Origin of the sequence: Polaromonas sp. (genome assembly GCF_035638815.1) — a bacterium.
Lineage (GTDB): Bacteria > Pseudomonadota > Gammaproteobacteria > Burkholderiales > Burkholderiaceae_C > Polaromonas.
In genome coordinates, this window is sequence record NZ_DASQZG010000005.1 from 62,070 (window position 1) to 82,771 (window position 20,702).

Sequence of the window (20,702 nt, forward strand, 5' to 3'; positions counted from 1 at the left end):
GCGACCATGAAACAGCCTCTAAGCATGATCCTGGCCGCAGTCGCAGCCATGTTGCTGGCCGCCTGCGGCAAGCCCGCGCCTATTGAGTCCGTCGAGTCGCTGGTGGCCAATCCCGAGCGCCTGAAGGAACTGCGCGCGCAATGCAAGGCCGACCACGCAAAGGTCGGTGACGACCAGTGCAATGCCGTGGCCGAGGCCACGCGCCGGCGCTTCTTCCGAAGCGGCGGGCCGAAACACACACCGGAAGCGCTGGCACCCGCGGCTTCGGCACCAGCGCCCAAGGACTGAGCAATGAATGATCTGTCGGTCATCGATCGCTTCCTTGACGTCTTCTCGCGCTACATCGATTCCGGGTTCGGTCTGCTGGGCGGAGAGGTGGGGTTTCTGACCGCCACGCTTGTCGTGATCGACATGACGCTGGCAGGCCTCTTCTGGGCGATGAGTAATGCCAGCGGCGGCGGTGGCGACGATGTCATCGGCAAGCTGATCAAGAAGGTGCTGTATGTCGGCGCCTTCGCCTTCATCCTGAACAACTTCAACAGCCTCTCTAGCATCGTGTTCCGATCCTTCGCCGGGCTCGGCCTGGTGGCGTCCGGTTCGTCGATGACCCAGGGCGAACTGCTGCAACCCGGTCGACTGGCGCGCGTAGGCGTGGAGGCAGGCGCGCCGATCATGAAGCAGATCAGCGACCTGACGGGCTTTCCAGAGGTGTTCGCCAACCTCGATGTCATCACCGTGCTGTTCCTGGCGTGGCTGGTGCTGATCGTGAGCTTCTTCGTGCTCGCGGTCCAGCTTTTCGTCACGCTGATCGAGTTCAAGCTCACCACGCTCGCGGGTTTTGTGCTGGTGCCGTTTGCGTTGTGGAACAAGACCGCCTTTCTGGCCGAACGGGTGCTGGGCAACGTGGTGTCTTCGGGCATCAAGGTGCTGGTACTGGCCGTGATTGTCGGAATCGGCACGGGCCTGTTCGCCGAGTTCACGGTGCCGCCGGGTACCGAGCCGTCCATCGACCACGCGCTGGTCATCATGCTGGCCGCGCTGGCGATGCTGGGTTTGGGGATTTTCGGGCCGGGCATTGCCACCGGGCTCGTGTCTGGTGCGCCGCAGCTTGGCGCCGGAGCGGCAGCGGGGACGGCATTGGGTGCCGCGGGTCTGGCCGTCGCTGGCGGCGCGGCCGTGGCGGGAGCCGGTTCGGCGGTGGCTGCAGGGGCTCGCATGGCGCCGGGTGCTGCGCGTGCTGCCATCGGCGGGGGCGCCGCCGCAGCACGGTCCGCCAGTTCAATGGCCAGCGGCGCGAAGTCGGCCTATCAGGCCGGCGCCGCCGCATCGGGCAGCGGTGGCGTGCGTGCAGCCGGCGCCGGCTTGACCAACGTCGCGCGCAGCGGTGCCAGCACCGTCGGCCAGCGTGTGGCGTCCGGTGCGAAGGCGGTCAAGGACGGTGTGGGGAGCTTTGTCGCCGATGCCGCTGCACCCGCCTCAGCCAAGTCGACGGACGCAAGCGAATCGAGCAGGCCAGCGACTGAGCCCGCATGGGCCAAGCAGATGCGCCGTAAGCAGCAGATAACGCACGCGGTCACAACGTCCGCCCACGCATTGCGCTCCGGCGATGCCGGCGGCAGTGGCGCCAGCCCGAGCTTGCGCGATGACTCAAATTCTTAGGAGATCCAGATGATGTTCAAACGTCCCCAGGTGCGGTACTCGGCGACGCCCGAGCCCGTCACTCCCTACCAGGCCGCTGCGCAGGTCTGGGACCAGCGAATCGGCAGCGCACGCGTACAGGCCAAGAACTGGCGGCTGATGGCTTTCGGTTGCCTGTCCCTCGCGCTGCTGATGGGCGGCGGTCTCGTGTGGCGTTCGGCCCAGTCCATCGTGACGCCTTTCGTCGTCGAGGTGGACAACGCCGGCCAGGTGCGCGCTGTCGGCGAAGCCGCCTCGCCCTACAAGCCCAATGACGCCCAGATCGCGCACCACCTGGCGCGCTTTATCACTGACGTGCGTTCCCTGTCCATCGACCCGATCGTGGTGCGGCAGAACTGGCTTGAGGCCTATGAGTACACGACGGACCGTGGCGCCGCGACGCTGAACGATTACGCGCGAGCGAACGATCCGTTCTCGCGCATTGGGCAGAGCTCGGTGGCCGTCGAGGTCACGAACGTGGTGCGGGCCAGTGACACGTCGTTCCAGGTGCGCTGGATTGAACGCAGCTATGCGAATGGCGCGCCTTCCGGCATGGAGCGCTGGACAGCCGTTCTGTCCGTGGTGCTGCAGCCGCCGCGCACCGAACAGCGCCTGCGCAAGAACCCACTCGGGATTTACGTCAACGGCCTGTCCTGGAGCCGTGAGCTCGAAGCCACCGATGCAATGAAAGGAACAAAGCCATGAATACTCATCTCCGTGAATCCGTACTGCCGCTGATCTTGCTGGTCCTCGCTGGTTGCGCCACGCGGGGCAAGCCGCCGCCGACGATCTCTCTGGACGAACCCGTTGCCGTCGCTGCGCATCAACTGCCGGATCCACCCAAGCCCATCGAGGTGGTTGAGGTTCCAAAGCCCTTGCCGCTGCCCGACCAGATGAAGGCGCTGCCGAGCGAGTCCGATGCGAAGTTAGCACCGGAACCCGTAGATGAAAAAGTCCGCGTTGCCCGTGCGAACATGGAGGCCCGGATCGCGCCCTCACGTGAGGGCTATGTCAACGCGATCCAGGTCTGGCCCTACGCCGATGGCGCGCTCTATCAGGTGTATGCCAGCCCTGGACGTGTGACCGTCATAGCCTTGCAGCAGGGCGAAGAGCTGGTAACGGTGTCGGCCGGGGACACGGTGCGCTGGGTCGTCGGCGATACGGCCAGCGGAGCCGGTGCGACGCTGCGCGTGAATATCCTGATCAAACCCACACGCATTGGCTTGAAGACCAACCTGGTGGTGACAACGAATCGTCGCACTTACTTGCTCGAACTCTCATCGACGCCGCAGGCCTGGATGGCTTCGGTGTCCTGGGACTACCCGAAGGACCGGATGTTGGCCCTGCAGAAGCAGGCGCAGCAGGCCCAGGCCAGCGCGCCAGTGGAAACTGGCATGACGCTGGAGCAGATCAAATTTCGCTACGTCGTCAGTGGTGACAACCCGCCTTGGAAGCCCTTGCGCGCCTTCGACGATGGTGAGCGTGTCTACATCCAGTTTCCCGGCGGCATCTCGCAGGGTGAGTTGCCGCCGTTGTTCGTGATCGGTGCGCGAGGCGATGGGCAACTGGTGAACTACCGTTTCCGCTCGCCGTACTACGTGGTGGACCGGCTGTTCGGCGCGGCTGAGTTGCGGCTGGGTGGTGACAAGGCGCAGGTGGTGCGCATCGAGCGCACCGACGGTGTGAGCTCCGGAGCCACGCGGAGGAACTGAGTATGAACACATCCCCCGATGCAGCGCCAGCCGCGGCGCCGAAAGTAGATCCTGAATCCGTGGCCTTACGCGCTTCGCCGCGCCCCGTCACGCGCCTGAATCGCCGCATGCTTGCGCTCGGCGCCGGCGCCCTGGCCGCTATCGTACTTGGCGGCACCCTGTGGTCGCTGCAGTCGAACAAGCGCCAGCGCAATCCAGCCACCGAGCTGTACAACGTTGATCGGGTCTCGCGAGCTGAAAACCTGGACCAGCTGCCCAAGGACTATGCCGGGATTCCACCAGCCGTGAAGCAGGGGCCGCCCGTGCTGGGCGAGCCGCTGCCCGGAGACTTGGGGCCCGCCATCGTCAAGGCGCAGCAGCCGATGGAGATGCGGCCTCCGGGTGGCGGCGTCGATCCTGCGCAAGCCGAGCGACTGGCATCCGAAGAGGCTGCGAGGTCTTCGGTGTTCTTCCGAAGCGGTGCAAGCAGCGGAGGACCGAAGCCGAGCGCCGCGCATGCCGTCGTCGATCCTCCGGCATTGGCTTCAGGCAATCAGCCGTTCAATCCGATGGGGTCCACTGCTCCCGCAGCGCAGCCCGTCGATCCTACGGCGGTGCAGAATCGGCAGGATCAGAAGGAATCGTTCATCGCGAAGGCAGGCGACACATCGGCGCGCAATCCTGGCGGTTTGCAACTGCCCGCGTCGCCCTACCAGGTGATGGCGGGCACGATTATCCCGGCGGCGCTGGTGACAGGGATCAACTCTGACCTGCCTGGGCAAGTCATCGCAAACGTGTCGGAGGCGGTCTACGACACCGCCACGGGTCGCCATCTGCTGATTCCACAGGGCTCGCGCCTGATCGGCCGCTACGACAGCCAGGTGGCCTTCGGCCAGCGGCGAGTGCTGCTGGTGTGGACGCGGTTGATCCTGCCCGACACTTCGTCCGTGGCGCTCTACCGCTTGCCGGGCATCGACCCTGCCGGCTACGCCGGCCTCGAAGATGGCGTCGACTGGCACTGGGACCGCATCCTGGCCGGCGCTGCTTTGTCTACGCTGTTGGGCATCGGGGCCGAGCTGGCGGCACCGGAGAGCCGCACCGATGGCAACCGCATCGTCATTGCTGGGCGCGAGAGCGCGCAGGACACGGTGAACCTGGTCGGGCAGGAGATCACGAAGCGCAACATGAGCATCCAGCCGACGCTGACGATCCGGCCGGGCTTCCCGATGCGGGTGATGGTCAGCAAGGACCTGGTGTTGCGGCCTTATCAGCCTCTGTTTTTCCAGCGAGGATCGTCGCAATGAGCACGAACAAGCTGCGGCTGGGACCTTTGCCAAAGGCTGAGAGCGTCAAGCTTACGGTGACCCTGCCGGGCGAATTGAAGCAACGCCTCGAGCGGTACGCGCAATTGCACAGCCAGGCGCATGGCGAACCGGTCGATGCGGTTGCACTGATTCCGCACATGCTGGATGCGTTCATTGCGCGTGACCGGGAGTTCCTGAAGCGCAGCCGCAAGAACGACGCGTTGTCTGCCCTGCCGCCTAAGCCAAGCCTTTGAATGCTTCGGCGATCGGCTCTCGATACCGGCTGTGCTACCGTCCTTGTCATGAAGAAAGCTGGTGTGAAGGCCTCTGAGGCGGCCGCGTTGCTGGACAGGATCAAGATCCTTGCAGTTCAGGCGATGTTTTCGGACGATGAGCTGCTGGAGCAACTGGTTCTTAAGGGCGGCAACGCCATGGCCCTGGTGCATCAAGTCAGCGCCCGCGCCTCAGTTGACCTGGACTTTTCGTTGAAGCAGGACTTCGGTCATGACGTCGCAGATGCTGAAGCTCGTATCCACAAGGCTTTGACCGAGACGTTTCGCGCAAGTGGGCACGAGGTATTTGACTTCCGCATGATCGAGAAGCCGCGGGCAATTTCAGAGGACATGCGCCATTTTTGGGGCGGCTACGACGTCGAATTCAAGCTGGCAAGTGCCGAGGTGTTCGCGGAGCATCGCGACGACGTGGAGGTCTTGCGCCGGCGTGCAGTGAACCTCGGGCTGGGCACCAAGTTCCTGATTGACATCAGCCGCTTCGAGTATGTCGACGACAAGCAGCCAGTCGACTTCGAGGGCTACATGATCTACGTGTACTCGCCCGTCATGATCGTGTGTGAGAAGCTCCGGGCGATCTGCCAACAGATGCCTGAATACGGTCCCATCATCAAGCGGGATCGCGCTGGCAGCGCTCGCCCGCGAGACTTCGTTGACATCTTTGTGCTGATGGATACGCTGAAGCTGGACCTGACGACGGACAAGACGGTCCAGATCTTGAAGTCGATGTTCGAGGTCAAGAAGGTGCCACTGGCATTCTTGGGCAAAGTGCCGGAGGTGTACGAGTTCCACCGGGCCGGCTTCGCCGCGGTGGAGGCAACTGTCACGCCAGGGTTCGATCTCAAGGAGTTTCGCTTCTACTTTGACTATGTGTTGGCCCTGATCGACAAACTAAAACCCGCTTGGGATGTGTAGTCGCCAATCGCTGTCGTAGCGCGTATCGTTCATCTCGTGCGTCAGATAAAAGTCTTGCTCCTGGGGCAGGCGCCGCACCAGGTCGAGCTGGCTAGGCTTGTAGTCCGCGCGCTGCAGGTAATAGCCGACGGCCTGGTGGTAGGGATAGACAAAACTCAACTTGTGCAGCATCGCCACCAGCTTGTTGATGGACACGCGCTCCTTTGCCAGCTCGTACGCTTTTGCCACCTCAAAGACGCCGCCCGCATAGACCGGCCGCACTGTGATGTCGATCAAGGTGCGTTCTAGATTCGTCAGTCGGGCTTGGACCTCGGCCCCGCTTTCGTCTGTCATCAGTTCGGTGACGACGCCCAGGTGGCCGGTGTCGGCGCCGTTCAGCAAGTAGATCTTCTTGTCGTCGTATTCCACCCAGTTACTTGAGGCGCGTGCCGGCTTCTTGAAGGCGTTGTCAATATCTGCCTGGCTGATCTTGCTGTCGCGTTCGCTTGCATTCGAGGCGGTTCGTTCGTCCGTGAGATAGATGGACTTGGGTGACTGCTCGGTCAGCCCGTGTGCGCGCATCGCCGTGTAGTGGCTGAAGTGCAGGTCTTTTTTCAAACCAAGCAAGATGGCGAGCAAAGGGGCCTGGTCCCAGACGTAGCACTTCTCAGCCCGCTGAGGGAAGCGAAACTCATACTGTTTGAGCTTCGAATGCTTCTCCAGAAATTCGATAAATTGTTCAGCAGTTGTGTTTTGTGCGAGGCGCCAGAAATCCCGCTGTTCCGCGAGGATTGCGTAAATCTCTTTCGGCTTCAGGACATGGTCGGGAAGCGCGTCAAAGTGTCGAACGATGTCCGGCTTTGCGATCTGGATTCGAGTGCGATTCATCCGAGGGGGTGAGCCCGCGAATCGATGTGATCGGCGTACTTAGCAGCATGCATGCTGCTAAGTATGCCATTGACGAAGCAAGGCTACAAGGCATTTACCTCGAAGTCCATAGGGGGAATGAGCTGTTGCAGCGCTGTGCTGTGCAGCGTTCACGCTGCACAGCATAACATTGGCATCATGGCGAGTCAATCGCATCTTCGCCAAGGAGCCAGGTTGAAGCGCTGTTTACAGGGGGGCTCGCTGACTGCTAGGCTGGGGCATATATGCCCCAGCCTAGCAGTCAAGCCATAGCCCTGCGCTTGCAATTTCTCTCTGGAGTGGTTATGCTGTGGAGCGCATGCGCTCCACAGCACCGTGCATCACTTGCGCATACGGCCCAACAGATCTCGGGAGATAGTCATGACGATAGGCACGATCGAACTGGCCGAACAAGAGCTTGCCCTTCTTGAACAAATCGATTTCAACTGGCACTCCCATGACAGCGGCCGGCGTTCGTGTGACGCGGCTGCGAGGTTGATGCCGTTGCTTTTGCAGCGCAAAGCGATCCCGGAGCGCCGTTTGCGCTACTTTGACGATCCGGAGCTCAATGGAGGAAGAAAGTCCCGCCTGCAAGTGTTCGAAGGCAACGGAACTGTGGGAGCCGACATCTTTGGACACGGAAACTTTCTCCGTCATCTCCGCTACTTCATCCATGGGGCGGCTTTGCCTGAACGCATCAAAAGCCAGATGGCCGAGCTGGTCGGCGACCCCTCGTACTTCACCAGCGGCGACCTTGAGCCGGCGCGCAAGCTCGCTCGACAGTTGGCTCGATCGTCCGGGCTCGGATCTGCTTCGTCGGACAGCTTTTTCCAGTTGATGAATGACCTTGGGTTAAGTCCAAGTTGCGCGGACTCTGTGCGACGAGCGGTACTTTCCGTGCGGTAGGCGACATCTGGGTTGCCACGGGGTTTCGCTTGGCACCTGGCCTCGCAATGAGCTGGCAACGATTAATCGCTCTCGATAATAAGGTGGCGCAGAAAAGGGGCTGACGCACCCGCGAGACGGTCAGGTGGGGACTGACTGGCGCAAGGTGTTCACCAACAGCGCCTGCAAGCCGTCGACTGCCTTGTTGCCGTGCGAGGCACGACTGCGGTACACCGATACTTCCATCGGCGCCAAGGGTCCCAGTCCATGCTCGGCTCCAAGGATCTGCAGGTGGTCCGGTGCGCTGCAACGCGTCAAGGCGGCGATGGCCAGCCCGCTCTCCACGGCCGCGAGCTGTCCAGCGAGGCTGGAGCTGTGATACACCACGCGGTAGCGTCGTCCTTGCAGCGCAAGCGAGTTGATTGCGCTGCGGCGGGCCAGGCTCAGGTCCTCGTAGACCGCAATGGGCAGCGGGTCACTGTGCCACGCATCGAACTGGGGAGAGCCGACCCAGACCATCGGTTCATGGAAAAGCAAAGTGCCGCGACGAGAGTGATCCCGCGAGACCAGAGCGAGGTCCAACTCGCCACGTCCAACCCGGGGGATCAACGAGGTCGATTGCTCGCAGTCGAGCTCGATTTCGACGCCTCTGTGCCGGGGCGCAAAGCGCTTGAGCACGGGCGTCAGATAGCTGCTCGCATAGTCGTCGGGAACCCCGAGCCGCACGCGCCCCGTGAGCACCTCCCCCTGGAATGCGGCCTGCGCTTCTGCGTGGAGGGCAAGCAAGCGCCTGGCATATCCCAGCAGCTGCTGCCCCTCGGGGGTTAGCTCGTGCTGGCGGGGCCCGCGCAGGAGGAGGGGGTGGCCGCAAGCGACCTCCAGTTTTTTCAGCTGCATGCTTACGGCGGACTGGGAACGATGCACCACGGCGGCGGCAGCCGACAGCGAGCCTGCCTCCACCACGGCAACAAAGCACTTGAGCCAATCGACCTGCAAATCCTGTTGCGCCATCCCGGTAGGCCATTCGATTAGCGAATGGTTATGTGCTGAATTATGCGCTTTTCTACTACGTTCCGCTGCTCCACACTGCGGCGATGCATCACCAGTCCACAGCCAAAGTGCCCGAAGCGAGCAGCACGCGATCGCGCTCCGGCGCTCTGCCTTTCGTGGCCGGCAGCATGTTGCTGGGGACGATCGGCATCTTCGTGCATGAAGCCAATGTGGATGCGATCACGGCCACTTGGTTTCGCTGCGCGTTCGGGCTGCTCACCCTCACCGCCTGGCTTGCGGCACGACGGGACCTCGGCGCGCTGCGTCTCGCGGCGGCTAACGGTAGATGGATTTTTGCTGCCGCTGTCCTCATGGTGGCGGCATGGACGCTTTTCTTTGCTGCCATCGCTAGAACTTCCGCCGGCGTGGCCAGCGTCCTGTTCCATGTGCAGCCGCTGTGGATGCTGGCCCTTAGCGCCTGGTTTCTAAAGGAGTCGGTTACGCGCCGGCGCCTAGTGGCCGTGCTAACCGCCATGGCGGGGCTGGTCCTCGCCACTGGGGTTCTCGACGAGCTTGCCGCACGCTCGCCTGTGCTGTTTGCACCCGGCTATTGGATCGGGATCGTCATGTGCCTCATCGGCGCGCTCTGTACTGCGGTCGTCACCCTTATCGCCAAGAGGGCCGTACGCGCCCCGGCCGGCGTGCTTGCGTGGTGGCAGTGCGCGGTGGGGACAGTGATGTTGCTAGCGTGGCCCGCGACCCAGGGCTGGCCTGCCTGGGGAATGACCTGGGCCTGGCTGGGCGGACTCGGCATCGTCCACACAGGCTTGGCCTACAGCTTGATGTACCTGGGCCTGCCACGCTTGAGCACGGACCGGATCGCTGTCCTGCAGTTCGTGTACCCCGCGCTGGTGATCCTGCTCGATTGGCTGCTCTACGATCAGCGGCTTGGCCACCTCCAAGTGGTCGGGATGGCGCTCATGGCAGCGGCCATTTGGTTCGCAGAGCGGGAATAGGGACGATCGAACGGGCACACTCAGCGCCAGCCTGTCCGATAGCTTGGCAGAAGGCAGACGGCTGCTTTGGGTCGAAAGCGGCAATTGCGGCGGCTACTTCAGATTGTCATCCTTGGCTGCCGCTAGCCAGTTTTGGTGTACTCCAACGTGTACCCGGCAGATAGGACGAATTGGTGAAAACGAGTACTGGTGCGGGCTGCAGGCGATCTTAGGATTCCGCCCCAGTTTTGGACGCTGCCGGGATCGCTCGAATGGTCTAGGGAAATCAATGACTTACGGCTGCGATCCGAAGTCTGTGGTTCGATTCCAAGTTTCCGCAAGACAAGCTGCCCATTGTTTTGCGTCGTCCATCAAGCCCCTTTCATGCCGCCTTCAATTGTTCGGAAGGCCGCCAGCTTCGCTTTTTCACTCTAAGTGAGCTTTTCAACATTCGTTGAACACGGCATTTCTGGTGAATGTCCCAGCAAACCGTTGAGAGCGATACTATGCCCAACCGCAGTGATTTGATTGAATAATGCATAAAAAATAGTACAAGACACTAAAAATCAAATGATATTCAATCGTCGTTCTTTGAAATTGATTAGAAAATGTGTTATTTTTAGCACATGGATAGAACTCCACGACACGCTCTAATCAAGAAGCTCCAGACCAGCCTGCCGCGCGGGATGCCGTTCGATCTGGCCGCGCTGGAGCGTATCGGCGTGTCGGCCCAACTGGCGGCTCACTACGCTGAAAGCGGCTGGCTGGACCGCTTGGGCCAAGGCGTTTATGCGTTTGCCGGTGACACCTTGAGCGCGCATGGCGCGATCAAGCTCCTGCAAACCCGTGTCACCGGCCTGCATGTGGCGGGCAGGAGCGCGCTGACGCTTCAGGGTGTGCGCCACAACCTCGCGATGCGCGAGGCGGTGGTGCTGTGGGGCGACGTGCGCTTTGTGCTGCCGGAGTGGTTCACTTCGCGGTTCCCATCGCGTTACGTGTCGGCCAGGTTGTTCAACTTGCCGGATGGCACGCTTGCCAGCAAAAGTTTGACGACGCCGCCGGGCGTGACGGATGGCTTGCGCGTGTCAGTCCCCGAGCGTGCGGTCCTTGAACTGCTTTACGAGGTCGGTACGCATCAGGGGCTGGAGGAGGCGCGTAACCTGTTCGATGGTCTTCGCAATCTGCGCAAAGAGGTTCTGGGCGAGCTGTTGCAGTCCTGTACCAGCATCAAAGCCGTTCGACTGTTCCTGACCTGGGCGCGTGAAACCAGTGTGGTCGACGTGGAAGCACTGCAAAACCGGTACACGTTGCCTGTCGGCAGCGACAAACGATGGATCACCCGCATGAAAGATGGCAATTTGCTGACCCTGAAACCTCATGGATAAAACTTACGCCGATACAGTGCGCCTGCTGCTGACAGCCGCGCCCGACGTGTTTGCCAACGACATCTTCGCCATGAAGGGTGGCACCGCCATCAACCTGTTCGTGCAGGACATGCCGCGCTTGTCAGTCGATATCGACGTGGTCTACACACCTTGGCAAACTCCGCGTGAGCAGGCTTTGAAAGCCATCAACGATGAAATCGATGCCATTGCCGGTCGCTTGGCCCGACTGGACCTGACCACACGCAAGGTGAACTCCAGGGATCTCGGCGACACCAAGCTGCTGATCGAAAACGCCAAGGCCCAGGTCAAGGTTGAAGTCAACGTGGTTTTTCGAGGCACGGTGCTCCCGATCGAGCGCCATCCCTTGAGCCCGAAGACAGCCGACCTGTTCAGCGTGGCGCTGGAATTGCCAGTCCTGGCACCCGCAGAGCTGTATGGCAGCAAACTGGTCGCGGCCATGGACCGTCAGCACCCGCGTGACCTGTTTGACGTGCAGAAGATGTTCGAGTCCGGTGGTATATCGGACGCGGCGGTGGAATGCTTCGTGACTTACCTAGCCGGGCACAACCGACCTACCCACGAGGTGCTGTTCGGGAACGAAAAAGACATCGCTCATGAATACCACCAGCATTTTGTCGGCATGATCACCGAGCCGGTGAGTCTTGACGTTCTGCTGGAGACACGCGCCAGACTGCGCGAGGAACTTCCGCGACGGTTTACGGGACAGCACAAGCAGTTTCTGACGGGTCTGGCCCGTGCACAACCTGATTGGACATTGCTCCAATGTTCGCATGCGTCTGAACTACCGGCATTACGCTGGAAACTGGGCAACTTGCAAACCTTTGCCCAGCGTCGTCCTGCGGACTTTGAAAAGCAGGCGGCAACATTGGAGGCTTTGCTGGCCTGAACAACCGTTCCGCTTGGACGCATGCCCACTCGCGCCGCTATTCGGGAGCCCAAAGTAAGAAGGAGCGCCCAGTCCAAAATACGTCCAAACGCCGAAAGGGGGGCGGCATGAAGCGCAGTGAACTCTACGCAAAAGTCTGGTCCACGCCGATGACCAAACTGGCGGCTGAACTGGGCATTTCCGATGTCGGATTGGCGAAAGCGTGTCGGAGGCACGCCGTTCCGGCGCCGCCGCAAGGCTACTGGGCAAAATTGAGTGCCGGGCAGACGCCGCCGAAGACGGCGTTACCAACTCCCGAACTGGATGTGCAAGTCAATTTCGCGACCACAGACCCCGAAGAGCGTGCCCGCCAGCAAGCGGTCGAACGCAAGCGCGTTGAAACCCTCAATGCATATGCACAAGCCGCAGTGGTAACGGTCGATGTGCCGTTTGCTCAGGACTTGGACGATGCGCATTCACTTATCAAGGCAACCAAAAAATACACTGACCGCATCCCCAAGCTAATTGAGCAGTACAAGCGGCGCGGCGTAAATGCTTGGCAGACGACGCGTGACGAAGACCGACCTCCTGGCGACAGCAACGGCAGGTACAGCTTGCTCCATCACGGGCTACTGGACATCACAGCGTCGCTCGAATCGATGGATTGGGTCCTGCGCTTCCATGCCTCCGTCTTCAAGGGGCTCATGGCTGGCGGGATGGTTATCTCTCGCCGCGAGGCTGAGCCTGCAAGGCGTGGAACTCAGCCCGAAGGCCCGGTCATTGAAGCGCGGCTAAAAGGCGAGGTTTTCAAGATATCCTTCTCACAAGGGTACCGCCGGATAACTCTTGACGCGCAGGAGCTGGCACGAAAGAGGAAGGAAATCTCCTGGGCGAAAGAGTATGAGTACCGGCCCTCGGACAAGCTGACGTTCAGCCTCGACGGAACCGAATACCAAGCCAGAAAGGCTTGGGTAGGCACGCAGGCAAAACTGCAGGAGTTGCTACCGGAGATTGTTCGAGCCGCGTTCCAGCTCGTACCTTTGCAGGTGGAAATGCGTAAGCAGCGCGAGGCGGCAGCAGTGATTGCCCAAACGGCAGCGGAAGCACGAGCCCTTCAGGAAAGGCGGGCGCGCGCGAGAGCTGAGCAACTGAAACAAGCGTTCCAGATGGCCGAGGTGGAGACGCGAGTGCAGCAGTTGACGGAGTTTTTAGCGCGTCTGGAGGCCACTGCCGATAGTCGGCCGGCGCCCTCTAGCGAGCGCATCAAGGTGTGGCTCGACGTAGTGAGAAAAGAGCTGGACGCGAGGAATCAGGTCGAATCCATGCTGCAGCAATGCCTGTCGGTCCCGTCCTGGGGCAACTGGCCGCCAGATTGGTGGCCCACCGAGCCGGCGCCAGATGCGCCCGACGCTGCTGACGACGCAGAGGAGTAGTGTGACTCACTGTCAAGATTCAATCGGCGCCAACATCTCAGAATCTCAGAATCTCAGAATCTCAGAATCTCAGAGAGGCAGGGTGGCGCAATATTTCCATAGCTCTTCAAGATCGTCTGATTTCTTAAGAACGGTATCAGCACCGAGACGTTGGGTGTGATCAACTATGTCCGGAATATAGTGATTGGTGACTACAACAATCGGTTGAAGATAACCCCGTCTGCGCGAATAGCGAACAACACCAGCACCGGTACCCTCACGCAGAAACAAGTCAACGATTGCGAGGTCCCAACCGTCCGGGTTTGCATCAAGCCAGACTTTCGCATCGTCCTCACAATCGGCAACACCGACCACTTCAAAGTTCAAATTCTGAAGTCCATCAGAAATTGTTGCCCTGGTTAATGGGCTATCTTCGACGATAAAAACCCGACGGGCCATTTGCAAAATTATTTGACTTCCGTGGAGGGATTCCAAACGGTTTCAGAAGTGTAGGGAATGCGTCCGCTGAAGTCGCGGGACAAACTCTTAGTCCCTTGTAGGATATTTGCTCGCTAAACATTTGAAGTCATATCTGTCGGGAGCGCAAATCCTTTGGCTGGGTCATCACTTCTGCGCCGACGCAGCCACATGGCGTTCAAGAACTTCAGTAGCGTCCTCTAACTTGGTGGCTGCATGGGCGAGTTTCGTCCGGATGACTTTAGTGCGCTTTACGGCTTTTTTCGTATCTTGAGAAGGGCTTAACTTCTCATTTTCAACGGTTAACACAGCATGCACCACTGTGAGGTCGTCTACAGCCTTTTTTATGTCTTCCGCTACTTGCTTGTTTTCTTCCACGACCTCCTGCAACGGCGCAGGAGCACTCAGAGGGCTATCGGTTGAACTCATATAAAAACCTTTAACAGCAGGACTATTGGCACGAAGTGGTCGCGTCATTTTAGTTCGGACCCGCGATCCTGCAACTTCCCGATGATCGCTCTATAGAGTGAGCGTGGTCTTGCCTGACTAGATGAAGGCTCGCGAGCCGACAAAAACCGCTCTCGCTCTGAAGATGCATGCGAGCCGGGCGGCGGTCAATCGCCTTCTTGACGCGGAGGACGCGACTCTGACGCTGGACACGCCGACTGGCGCCGCGGCTGCGCTGGGCAAGAAGATCAAGTTCGAGCTGGTGGCTGCTTGAGGAATCGCGGAGGGCCTGCGGTCCCTTACTAGCGGGGTGCAGCGATGGTGGGATAATGCCTTTCGGCAACGAAATTGTCGGCGGTTCGAAGCCGCGATTTTTCGATTTGCCGTAGGCCAGTTTGGTGTACCCCAAGGTGTACCCGGCAGATCGGACGAATTGGTGAGAGCGAGTCGTGGTGAGGGTTGGGGCCGGTTTTAGGATTCCGCCCCAGGCCACCAAATTTAATGCGCCCCAGCGCCCTTTCGGGTTCTGGGGCGTTTTTACATTTCGGGGTTGTTCTTCTTAAAACGCCCGGTTTCTGCGGAATAGGTTGGATACACAACTGCAACTGAATGCAATATGATTTCCGCCAGGTTGAGCGATGTATGGCCTTGGATTGATAGGAAAAAAGTGCTTTTAACCACATTCATCGAAACGCATCACGTCGAAATACTCGCGGGGTGGGACAACTTCGCAGCAAAGTTATTTGGTGAGTCAAGCAAAACAAATCATTTCTTGCTTCGGGATCACGCCGCCGAGATATTGCGCGAGCTCGTTGTGGACATGCGGGAAAAAGAAAGCACGCAGCAGCAAAGGGAAAAGTCGATGAGGGCTTTGTTGCCCCCTCATTTGATCGAGACCGCAGCCGACGTGCATGGGACTTTGCGACACAATGCCGGACTCAGCATGTCTTTTTTATTCGCGGAATTCCGTGCGCTTCGCGCATCTGTCATAGCGCTTTGGCTGCCAAAAATTGCTTCAATCGGAGACGAGCATTTTGCCCAGATGTTGAGATTCAATGAGGCCATTGATGACGCACTGGCCGATTCGATCGCTACCTTTGAATTGAGTAAGGCCGCTTGATGTACAGGCGCTAACGCAACGGCCGAATTCGTTCGCGAGTCCTTGCTTTAACGCAGCCCCCAGTCATATCGCGATTCTTGCGCCCTCGTGGTTTTTGCGGTCTTGGCGCACCTCGCTTCCTTTTCGATAGCAAATTTGCCCCGCCATGGCTGGGCAAGAATCGGATTTTGTTTAAGGGCTCAGCTACCAACGGCTCCGTAAGCACGCCCCGCCAATGCCCGGGCCAGCAGGTCCGCCGGGTCTACCAGATCCAGATCTGCCAGGTCGGGGTGGGCGCTGATGGCCAAAGGAATCTCTGTGCATCCCATGATCAGTGTTGACAGGCCGTGGCGTTGCGCCATGGCCTTGGCTACGCTGCTAAAACATTCCTGGGCCAGCGCCATGTTGCCTGTCTTCACGCCCTTGTAAATGCCGTGCATCAGACGCTCGCGTTCTTCGGCTTGCGGGGTGTGGCATTGCAGGCCCGCTTGCTGAAGCGCCTGGTCGTATAACCCGTTGCGGTAGGTGCCTGTGGTTGCCAGCAGGCCGACTTCCTTGACGCCGCGTGCGGCCAGGGTGTGAGCGACTTCGCGGGCAACGTGCAGCACTTCAAGCTGGGGGAAGCGGTCTTGCAGTGCGGCGTGCCATGCGTGGGCCGTGTTGCAGGCCACGGCCACTGTGGTGGCGCCCAGCGCAGCCAGCTTGCCCATGGCTTGCAGCATGGGGTCCAGTGGCTGGTGGCCACCCGGGCCGGGGGACTCCAGGGCGTTGCTGCGATCAGGCACGGGGACCTGGGCCAGCCAGTGTTCGGGAAAGGCCTGGTCTGTCACCGGGATGTGCAGATGCCGCATGTGGTCGGCGCAGGCCCGGACGAACAGGCGCACAAAATCCGCGCCGGCGGCCGGGCCCATGCCGCCCAGGATTCCTACGACGCGGGTGTTGTTCATGTTTTGCTTTTTTGAGCTGGAAAAGCAGCGGCCCGACTGGCGTGCGCCAGCCGAATCGCGTGCTTGGCTGTTCGGCTCTTTTACAGTGCCGGCTTGTCGCTCAAGTCTTTGAGGTTGGCCTTGAGCTCGGCGGCCATGGGCAGGTTCAGATTGACGCCCTTGGGAGGAATCGGCGACATGAACCACTTGGTGTAGAGCCTGGTGAACTCGCCGGTTTTGATCAGGCGGGTGATGGTGCCGTCCACCAGTTTTTTGAACTCGGGATCATCTTTGCGCAGCATGCAGGCGTAGGGCTCGACTTGCAGCGCGTCGCCCACCACTTCCAGCGATGCCGGATTTTTGGAGTTGGCCATCAGGCCGAACAACAAGATGTCATCCATCGCAAATGCAACAGCGCGGTCGTTTTCAACGAGCAGCAGCGAGTCATCGTGGTCTTTGCCCAGAATGATCTGCATGTCGAGTTTTTTGTCGGTGTTGTACTTGCGGATCACCTGCGAGTTGGTGGTGCCGGTGGTGCTGACAACGGTTTTCTTGGCCAGGTCTGCGTAGTTCTTGACGCCCGATGATTTCTTGGCCAGCAAGCGTGTGCCGGTGTAGAAGTGGTTGATGGCAAAGGTGACGTCCTTGGCACGGATGGAGTTGTTGGTGGTTGAGCCACACTCCAGATCGTAGGTGCCGTTAACCAGCAGGGGGATGCGGTTTTGCGAAGTCACCGGCATGTAAGCCACTTCAAGATTTGGCTTTTTCACCTTTTTGCGCACATCGTCAATGATGGCTTCGGTGAGTTCCACAGAAAAACCAACCGACTTGCTGGACCCGATGAGGTAGCTGAAAGGGACCGATGCCTCGCGGTAGGAAACGGTCATCTTGTTGCTGTCGGCAATTTTTTTCAGCGTCTGCGCGTTGGCTGTTGTTGCAAGGCCGGTAGCGAGCAGCATGGCTGTGATGAGTAGGGTGGGTTTCATGCGAATCCTTTTCAAGGGTTGTTGGTTGCGGAGTTTCCTGGGGTTGGCAGCGCTAGTGTAGGAACGCCCTGCCAACTTGTGCATTCATTTTCGCGGCAACGTCATAACGAAAACTCATGGTTTACCCGTTTAGCTTCTGGACGATGGCCAGCATCTGGATGGGGCAAAACTGCAGGGGCATACGGTCAGGTTATGGGCACTGGTCAATTCAGCATTGTTCAGATTCGCCCTCATTGCGTAGAGTCGCTTCCACTGAATTGATGAGAGACTTTTTATGCATGTGTGTGTCATGGGCGCCGGTATCGTGGGCGTGGCCACTGCCTACTGTTTGCGTAGCGCAGGGCACGAAGTCACTGTTGTGGACCGCGCGCAGCCCGGTCACGGGGCCAGCGGCGGCAACGGCGCGCAGCTGAGTTATTCCTATGTGCAGCCGTTGGCTGACCCGGCTATCTGGCGCCAGCTCCCCAAGCTGGTGCTTTCCCCTACGTCCCCGCTCAAGTTACGTCCTCGCTTGGACGTCAGGCAATGGCTGTGGGGTTTGCAATTTCTTGCGGCGTGCACCGGTACGGTGTCAAAGCGCAGCACCGCCTTGCTGCTGGAGCTGGCCGCCGCCAGCCGCGCAAGCTTTGACGCCATGATGGCCAAGGAAAAACTCGACTGCAATTTTTCAAGCAGCGGCAAGCTGGTGCTTTATGCCGATGACAGCTCTCTGGCCGCAGCCCACCGCCAGATGCTGCTGCAGCGCGAGATGGGTTCTGCGCAGGAGGCTCTCAGCGCCGACCGCTGTGTCGAAATTGAGCCCGCGCTGAAAAGCCGCCACCGGCATATCAAGGGTGCAATTTACACGCCGGGTGAGTGCGCCGCCGACTGCCAGAAGGTCTGTGACGCTCTGCTTGTTGTGTTGCGCGCGCAGGGTGTGCAGTTTTTGCTGGACACACCCATTACGCAAGTGGTGCTGCGGGGCAAGTCGGTAGCCGCCGTTGTTACGGCTCAGGGTCATCTGGAGGCCGACCGCTATGTCATGGCGCTGGGCGCAGAGTCTGCGCCGCTTGCGCGCACTTTGGGTGTGCACCTTCCCGTCTACCCGCTCAAGGGCTACAGCATCACGGTGGATGTCAATCCTGCGCCGCACGCTGCCCCGGTCGTGAGCGTTACCGACAGCGCCCGCAAGGTCGTGTTTGCGCGCATAGGCTCGCGCCTGCGTGTGGCTGGCATGGCTGAATTGTCTGGCTACGACACATCGGTATGCCCCGCGCAGATTGCGTCGCTCAAGGGCTCTGCCCAAGCGGTCTTCCCCCAATGCGGAAATTTTTCAGAGCTCAGTCCCTGGGCCGGTATGCGGCCCGCCACACCGACCGGATTGCCGGTGATTGGCAGACACCCCAAAGGCCCTGTCAATTTGCTTTTCAACACCGGGCACGGCGCCCTGGGTTTTACGCTGGCCTTTGGTTCTGCTGAGCGTGTCAGCGGCCTGCTGGGTCATTGACTCCGTCACCGATTTTTGTGCATCCCAAACACCCGTCCGCAACGCGTGCACCGCCCCACCATTCATCAACCCGGAAAGTCCTTTCATGAATTTCATCAGTGACACCCAGGTGCGCGCAACTTTGAGCAATGCCGATGTGTATGCGGCCATGGAGCAGGCGTTTCGAAGCTACGGTCAGGACCAGGCGGTCAATCTGCCCCGCGCCCGTGCGTCTGTGGGCGGCAGGACCATCAGCACGATGGGCGCCGTGCTGCTCGACGGGCCGCTGCCCGTGATGGGCGTCAAGAGTTACCCCACGATTGAAGGCAAGTTCAATTTCATGATCAGTCTTTTTTGCGCCAACACCGGTGCGGCTTTGGCCATGGTGCAGGGCAACGCATTGACAGAATTCCGTACGGCTGCGGTGACCTTGCTGGCCTCCCATCATCTTGCCAACAAGGAGCCAGAATGCCTGGCCATTTTTGGGTCAGGCGCCCAGGCCCGCGCGCACGCCGCGGCGCTGGTACCAGCCTTCCCGTTCAAAGAGGTGCTGGTGATTGATGACTTTGGGAACGCCGGGGAATTTGCAGCCTCATTGAGCGATGCGCATGGCGTGCCCGCCCGGGTTGCGACCAGCGCAGAAGCGGTTCAGCGCGCTGACTTCATTGTCACGGCTACCCGCGCCAAAACCCCGCTCTTTGACGGCAGGTTGGTGCGCCCCGGGACGTTTGTTGCAGCCATAGGCTCCAGCAAGCCGGATACACGCGAGCTTGACGACGCACTTTTGGGGCGAGCCGCCTGCATAGCGGTTGAAGATACGCGTCAGGCCCTTGCAGAGGCCGGTGAATTTGTGATGGCCACCCCCGATCTGCGTAGCGCCTTGCCTGTGGTGCCACTGGGCGCCTTTGTCAACGGCACGGCGACTTATCAGCGGCATGCGCAGGACATCACGATTTATAAGTCTGTGGGTATAGGTCTGGAGGATGTCGCACTGGCGCGGATGCTGCATCAACGGCTTTCAATGGCGTGACGCGATTCATGGCGCGCGGAGAGTGTGCCCGGAGAATCAGGTCGTGTGCGCCAGCGCCTGCTGAAAGCAACGGACAAAGGTGCGCACCACCACAGAGTCCGGTTTGCCCGCAGGGCGCAGGGCCTTGATGGGCACCGGCACTGCCGGCTCCAGCGCCAACACATCCACCCGCGTGCGGTCAGCCGAGACAGCTGTGCAGGTATCGACCACGGCGATACCCAGGCCGTGATGCGCCAGCGCCAGCGCCGAGTGATAGGTCTGCACCGTCAAGGCAAACTGCAGGCCCACACCGGCTTCGCGGCAAGCCTGGTTGAGGCTGCGCCCCACCGGGTCTGACACGTCCAGCCCTATCACCGGCACCTTGGTCAGGTCCGCCAGCGTCACGCTGCCGCGCTTGAGCAGACGCGCGGACAACATGCCCTTGGGTGCGATGCACACCATGCGACCATCAATCAAATGCTCCTGCTCCAGTGCGGAGTGCACCATGGGGCTGAACATGAAACCGATGTCGGCTTCCTGCAGTGCCAGCGCAGTCACGATTTGCGGTGAGTGCAAAGCCTTGACGGTGATGGCCACATCAGCGTGTTTGACGCGAAACAGCTTGATGGCGTGCGGCAAGATCTCATAGCTCAGCGCGAGGATGGTCAACACGCGCAGTTCTTTGGCGTCGTCTCCAGTTTTCAGATTGACCGAGAGGCGTTGCACTTCATCCAGTTGTGCAAACAGGCGCTCAATGTGCGGGTACAGGGTGAGCGCTTCCGAAGTTGGCGACAAGCGGCCCTTGGCCCGCTTGAACAGCGCAAAACCCAGTTGCAGCTCGGCATGCTGCAGGATTCGGCTGACCGCAGGCTGCGTGACATTGATCAGGCGCGCAGCAGCACTCACGCTACCGGTGAGCATGACGGCGTTAAAAACTTCAATGTGGCGCAGGCGCATGGGTGTTGCGGAAAAACCGGC

General features: G+C 60.1%; 23 protein-coding genes. 16 read left to right on the forward strand and 7 right to left on the reverse strand.

Annotation, left to right across the window (positions count from 1 at the left end; all coding sequences use genetic code 11):
* The first annotated feature begins 6 nt into the window (after nucleotides 1-6).
* The 7 genes from VE934_RS02495 to VE934_RS02525 are packed head-to-tail and all read left to right on the forward strand — an operon-like array spanning nucleotide 7 to nucleotide 5,877.
* On the forward strand, nucleotides 7-288 hold the full coding sequence (locus tag VE934_RS02495; protein WP_324883992.1) for an EexN family lipoprotein: 282 nt from the start codon (nucleotides 7-9) through the stop codon (nucleotides 286-288).
* 3 nt (nucleotides 289-291) lie between these two features.
* Nucleotides 292-1,659, forward strand: a complete 1,368-nt coding sequence (trbL, locus tag VE934_RS02500; protein ID WP_324883994.1) for a P-type conjugative transfer protein TrbL — start codon at nucleotides 292-294, stop codon at nucleotides 1,657-1,659.
* Nucleotides 1,660-1,668: 9 nt separating this feature from the next.
* On the forward strand, nucleotides 1,669-2,382 hold the full coding sequence (gene trbF / locus VE934_RS02505; RefSeq protein WP_324883996.1) for a conjugal transfer protein TrbF: 714 nt from the start codon (nucleotides 1,669-1,671) through the stop codon (nucleotides 2,380-2,382).
* On the forward strand, nucleotides 2,379-3,389 hold the full coding sequence (gene trbG, locus VE934_RS02510) for a P-type conjugative transfer protein TrbG (protein ID WP_324883997.1): 1,011 nt from the start codon (nucleotides 2,379-2,381) through the stop codon (nucleotides 3,387-3,389). Before trbF ends, trbG begins: the two co-directional genes overlap by 4 nt.
* Nucleotides 3,386-4,672, forward strand: coding sequence for a TrbI/VirB10 family protein (locus VE934_RS02515; RefSeq protein ID WP_324884107.1), 1,287 nt, complete (start codon nucleotides 3,386-3,388; stop codon nucleotides 4,670-4,672). Before trbG ends, VE934_RS02515 begins: the two co-directional genes overlap by 4 nt.
* Nucleotides 4,669-4,926 carry a DUF2274 domain-containing protein gene (locus tag VE934_RS02520; protein ID WP_324883998.1) on the forward strand — a complete coding sequence of 86 codons (258 nt, stop codon included), beginning with the start codon at nucleotides 4,669-4,671 and terminating at the stop codon, nucleotides 4,924-4,926. The genes VE934_RS02515 and VE934_RS02520 overlap by 4 nt, the downstream gene beginning before the upstream one ends.
* Before the next feature lie 48 nt (nucleotides 4,927-4,974).
* The gene (locus VE934_RS02525) at nucleotides 4,975-5,877 is read left to right on the forward strand and encodes a nucleotidyl transferase AbiEii/AbiGii toxin family protein (protein ID WP_324883999.1); all 903 of its coding nucleotides are present in this window, start codon (nucleotides 4,975-4,977) and stop codon (nucleotides 5,875-5,877) included.
* Here VE934_RS02525 and VE934_RS02530 read toward each other — a convergent pair.
* Nucleotides 5,854-6,744: a hypothetical protein gene (locus VE934_RS02530; RefSeq protein WP_324884001.1), complete on the reverse strand. Its 891-nt coding sequence runs from the start codon at nucleotides 6,742-6,744 to the stop codon at nucleotides 5,854-5,856. The two genes, VE934_RS02525 and VE934_RS02530, sit on opposite strands and share 24 nt — an antisense overlap.
* 399 nt (nucleotides 6,745-7,143) lie before the next feature.
* Between VE934_RS02530 and VE934_RS02535 the strand changes: the two genes are divergently transcribed.
* Entirely contained in the window at nucleotides 7,144-7,668 is a 525-nt protein-coding gene (locus VE934_RS02535) for a hypothetical protein (RefSeq protein ID WP_324884003.1), read from the forward strand.
* Between the two features lie 120 nt (nucleotides 7,669-7,788).
* Here the strand turns inward: VE934_RS02535 and VE934_RS02540 are convergent, their stop codons facing one another.
* On the reverse strand, nucleotides 7,789-8,658 hold the full coding sequence (locus VE934_RS02540; RefSeq protein ID WP_324884005.1) for a LysR family transcriptional regulator: 870 nt from the start codon (nucleotides 8,656-8,658) through the stop codon (nucleotides 7,789-7,791).
* Between the two features lie 32 nt (nucleotides 8,659-8,690).
* Here VE934_RS02540 and VE934_RS02545 point away from each other — a divergent pair, with 32 nt between their 5' ends.
* The 4 genes from VE934_RS02545 (at nucleotide 8,691) to VE934_RS02560 (ending at nucleotide 13,336) form a co-directional block, all read left to right on the forward strand.
* The gene (locus VE934_RS02545; protein WP_324884007.1) at nucleotides 8,691-9,653 is read left to right on the forward strand and encodes a DMT family transporter; all 963 of its coding nucleotides are present in this window, start codon (nucleotides 8,691-8,693) and stop codon (nucleotides 9,651-9,653) included.
* 605 nt (nucleotides 9,654-10,258) lie between these two features.
* Nucleotides 10,259-11,017, forward strand: a complete 759-nt coding sequence (locus tag VE934_RS02550; RefSeq protein WP_324884009.1) for a type IV toxin-antitoxin system AbiEi family antitoxin — start codon at nucleotides 10,259-10,261, stop codon at nucleotides 11,015-11,017.
* Nucleotides 11,010-11,924: a nucleotidyl transferase AbiEii/AbiGii toxin family protein gene (locus tag VE934_RS02555; RefSeq protein WP_324884011.1), complete on the forward strand. Its 915-nt coding sequence runs from the start codon at nucleotides 11,010-11,012 to the stop codon at nucleotides 11,922-11,924. Before VE934_RS02550 ends, VE934_RS02555 begins: the two co-directional genes overlap by 8 nt.
* A gap of 107 nt (nucleotides 11,925-12,031) precedes the next feature.
* Nucleotides 12,032-13,336, forward strand: coding sequence for a hypothetical protein (locus tag VE934_RS02560; RefSeq protein WP_324884013.1), 1,305 nt, complete (start codon nucleotides 12,032-12,034; stop codon nucleotides 13,334-13,336).
* A 69-nt stretch (nucleotides 13,337-13,405) separates the two neighbouring features.
* On the opposite strand, the gene VE934_RS02565 is transcribed toward VE934_RS02560, so the two are convergent.
* Nucleotides 13,406-13,810 (reverse strand): response regulator, encoded by a 405-nt coding sequence (locus VE934_RS02565; RefSeq protein WP_324884015.1) that lies wholly within the window; start codon nucleotides 13,808-13,810, stop codon nucleotides 13,406-13,408.
* A gap of 129 nt (nucleotides 13,811-13,939) precedes the next feature.
* The gene (locus VE934_RS02570; RefSeq protein ID WP_324884017.1) at nucleotides 13,940-14,221 is read right to left on the reverse strand and encodes a hypothetical protein; all 282 of its coding nucleotides are present in this window, start codon (nucleotides 14,219-14,221) and stop codon (nucleotides 13,940-13,942) included.
* A gap of 121 nt (nucleotides 14,222-14,342) precedes the next feature.
* Between VE934_RS02570 and VE934_RS02575 the strand changes: the two genes are divergently transcribed.
* Entirely contained in the window at nucleotides 14,343-14,513 is a 171-nt protein-coding gene (locus tag VE934_RS02575) for a hypothetical protein (RefSeq protein ID WP_414693800.1), read from the forward strand.
* A 342-nt stretch (nucleotides 14,514-14,855) separates the two neighbouring features.
* Nucleotides 14,856-15,359 (forward strand): hypothetical protein, encoded by a 504-nt coding sequence (locus tag VE934_RS02580; RefSeq protein WP_324884019.1) that lies wholly within the window; start codon nucleotides 14,856-14,858, stop codon nucleotides 15,357-15,359.
* A 179-nt stretch (nucleotides 15,360-15,538) separates the two neighbouring features.
* Here VE934_RS02580 and VE934_RS02585 read toward each other — a convergent pair whose 3' ends face one another.
* Together VE934_RS02585 and VE934_RS02590 are read right to left on the reverse strand one after the other, a co-directional pair.
* Nucleotides 15,539-16,285 carry an aspartate/glutamate racemase family protein gene (locus tag VE934_RS02585; RefSeq protein WP_324884021.1) on the reverse strand — a complete coding sequence of 249 codons (747 nt, stop codon included), beginning with the start codon at nucleotides 16,283-16,285 and terminating at the stop codon, nucleotides 15,539-15,541.
* 80 nt (nucleotides 16,286-16,365) lie between these two features.
* Nucleotides 16,366-17,250, reverse strand: coding sequence for a transporter substrate-binding domain-containing protein (locus tag VE934_RS02590; RefSeq protein ID WP_324884024.1), 885 nt, complete (start codon nucleotides 17,248-17,250; stop codon nucleotides 16,366-16,368).
* A gap of 274 nt (nucleotides 17,251-17,524) precedes the next feature.
* Here VE934_RS02590 and VE934_RS02595 point away from each other — a divergent pair, with 274 nt between their 5' ends.
* Nucleotides 17,525-18,736, forward strand: coding sequence for a D-amino acid dehydrogenase (locus tag VE934_RS02595; protein ID WP_324884026.1), 1,212 nt, complete (start codon nucleotides 17,525-17,527; stop codon nucleotides 18,734-18,736).
* Nucleotides 18,737-18,821: 85 nt separating this feature from the next.
* Entirely contained in the window at nucleotides 18,822-19,745 is a 924-nt protein-coding gene (locus VE934_RS02600; RefSeq protein WP_324884028.1) for an ornithine cyclodeaminase family protein, read from the forward strand.
* Between the two features lie 36 nt (nucleotides 19,746-19,781).
* On the opposite strand, the gene VE934_RS02605 is transcribed toward VE934_RS02600, so the two are convergent.
* Complete coding sequence (locus VE934_RS02605) at nucleotides 19,782-20,681, reverse strand: LysR substrate-binding domain-containing protein (RefSeq protein ID WP_324884030.1); 900 nt, start codon at nucleotides 20,679-20,681, stop codon at nucleotides 19,782-19,784.
* Nucleotides 20,682-20,702: the final 21 nt, after the last annotated feature.

Coding starts and splice junctions, on each gene's coding strand:
- VE934_RS02495 (WP_324883992.1), top strand. CDS start 7: ATGAAACAGCCTCTAAGCATGATCCTGGCCGCAGTCGCAGCCATGTTG.
- trbL (WP_324883994.1), top strand. CDS start 292: ATGAATGATCTGTCGGTCATCGATCGCTTCCTTGACGTCTTCTCGCGC.
- trbF (WP_324883996.1), top strand. CDS start 1,669: ATGATGTTCAAACGTCCCCAGGTGCGGTACTCGGCGACGCCCGAGCCC.
- trbG (WP_324883997.1), top strand. CDS start 2,379: ATGAATACTCATCTCCGTGAATCCGTACTGCCGCTGATCTTGCTGGTC.
- VE934_RS02520 (WP_324883998.1), top strand. CDS start 4,669: ATGAGCACGAACAAGCTGCGGCTGGGACCTTTGCCAAAGGCTGAGAGC.
- VE934_RS02525 (WP_324883999.1), top strand. CDS start 4,975: ATGAAGAAAGCTGGTGTGAAGGCCTCTGAGGCGGCCGCGTTGCTGGAC.
- VE934_RS02530 (WP_324884001.1), bottom strand. CDS start 6,744: ATGAATCGCACTCGAATCCAGATCGCAAAGCCGGACATCGTTCGACAC.
- VE934_RS02535 (WP_324884003.1), top strand. CDS start 7,144: ATGACGATAGGCACGATCGAACTGGCCGAACAAGAGCTTGCCCTTCTT.
- VE934_RS02540 (WP_324884005.1), bottom strand. CDS start 8,658: ATGGCGCAACAGGATTTGCAGGTCGATTGGCTCAAGTGCTTTGTTGCC.
- VE934_RS02550 (WP_324884009.1), top strand. CDS start 10,259: ATGGATAGAACTCCACGACACGCTCTAATCAAGAAGCTCCAGACCAGC.
- VE934_RS02555 (WP_324884011.1), top strand. CDS start 11,010: ATGGATAAAACTTACGCCGATACAGTGCGCCTGCTGCTGACAGCCGCG.
- VE934_RS02560 (WP_324884013.1), top strand. CDS start 12,032: ATGAAGCGCAGTGAACTCTACGCAAAAGTCTGGTCCACGCCGATGACC.
- VE934_RS02570 (WP_324884017.1), bottom strand. CDS start 14,221: ATGAGTTCAACCGATAGCCCTCTGAGTGCTCCTGCGCCGTTGCAGGAG.
- VE934_RS02575 (WP_414693800.1), top strand. CDS start 14,343: ATGAAGGCTCGCGAGCCGACAAAAACCGCTCTCGCTCTGAAGATGCAT.
- VE934_RS02580 (WP_324884019.1), top strand. CDS start 14,856: ATGATTTCCGCCAGGTTGAGCGATGTATGGCCTTGGATTGATAGGAAA.
- VE934_RS02585 (WP_324884021.1), bottom strand. CDS start 16,285: ATGAACAACACCCGCGTCGTAGGAATCCTGGGCGGCATGGGCCCGGCC.
- VE934_RS02590 (WP_324884024.1), bottom strand. CDS start 17,250: ATGAAACCCACCCTACTCATCACAGCCATGCTGCTCGCTACCGGCCTT.
- VE934_RS02595 (WP_324884026.1), top strand. CDS start 17,525: ATGCATGTGTGTGTCATGGGCGCCGGTATCGTGGGCGTGGCCACTGCC.
- VE934_RS02600 (WP_324884028.1), top strand. CDS start 18,822: ATGAATTTCATCAGTGACACCCAGGTGCGCGCAACTTTGAGCAATGCC.
- VE934_RS02605 (WP_324884030.1), bottom strand. CDS start 20,681: ATGCGCCTGCGCCACATTGAAGTTTTTAACGCCGTCATGCTCACCGGT.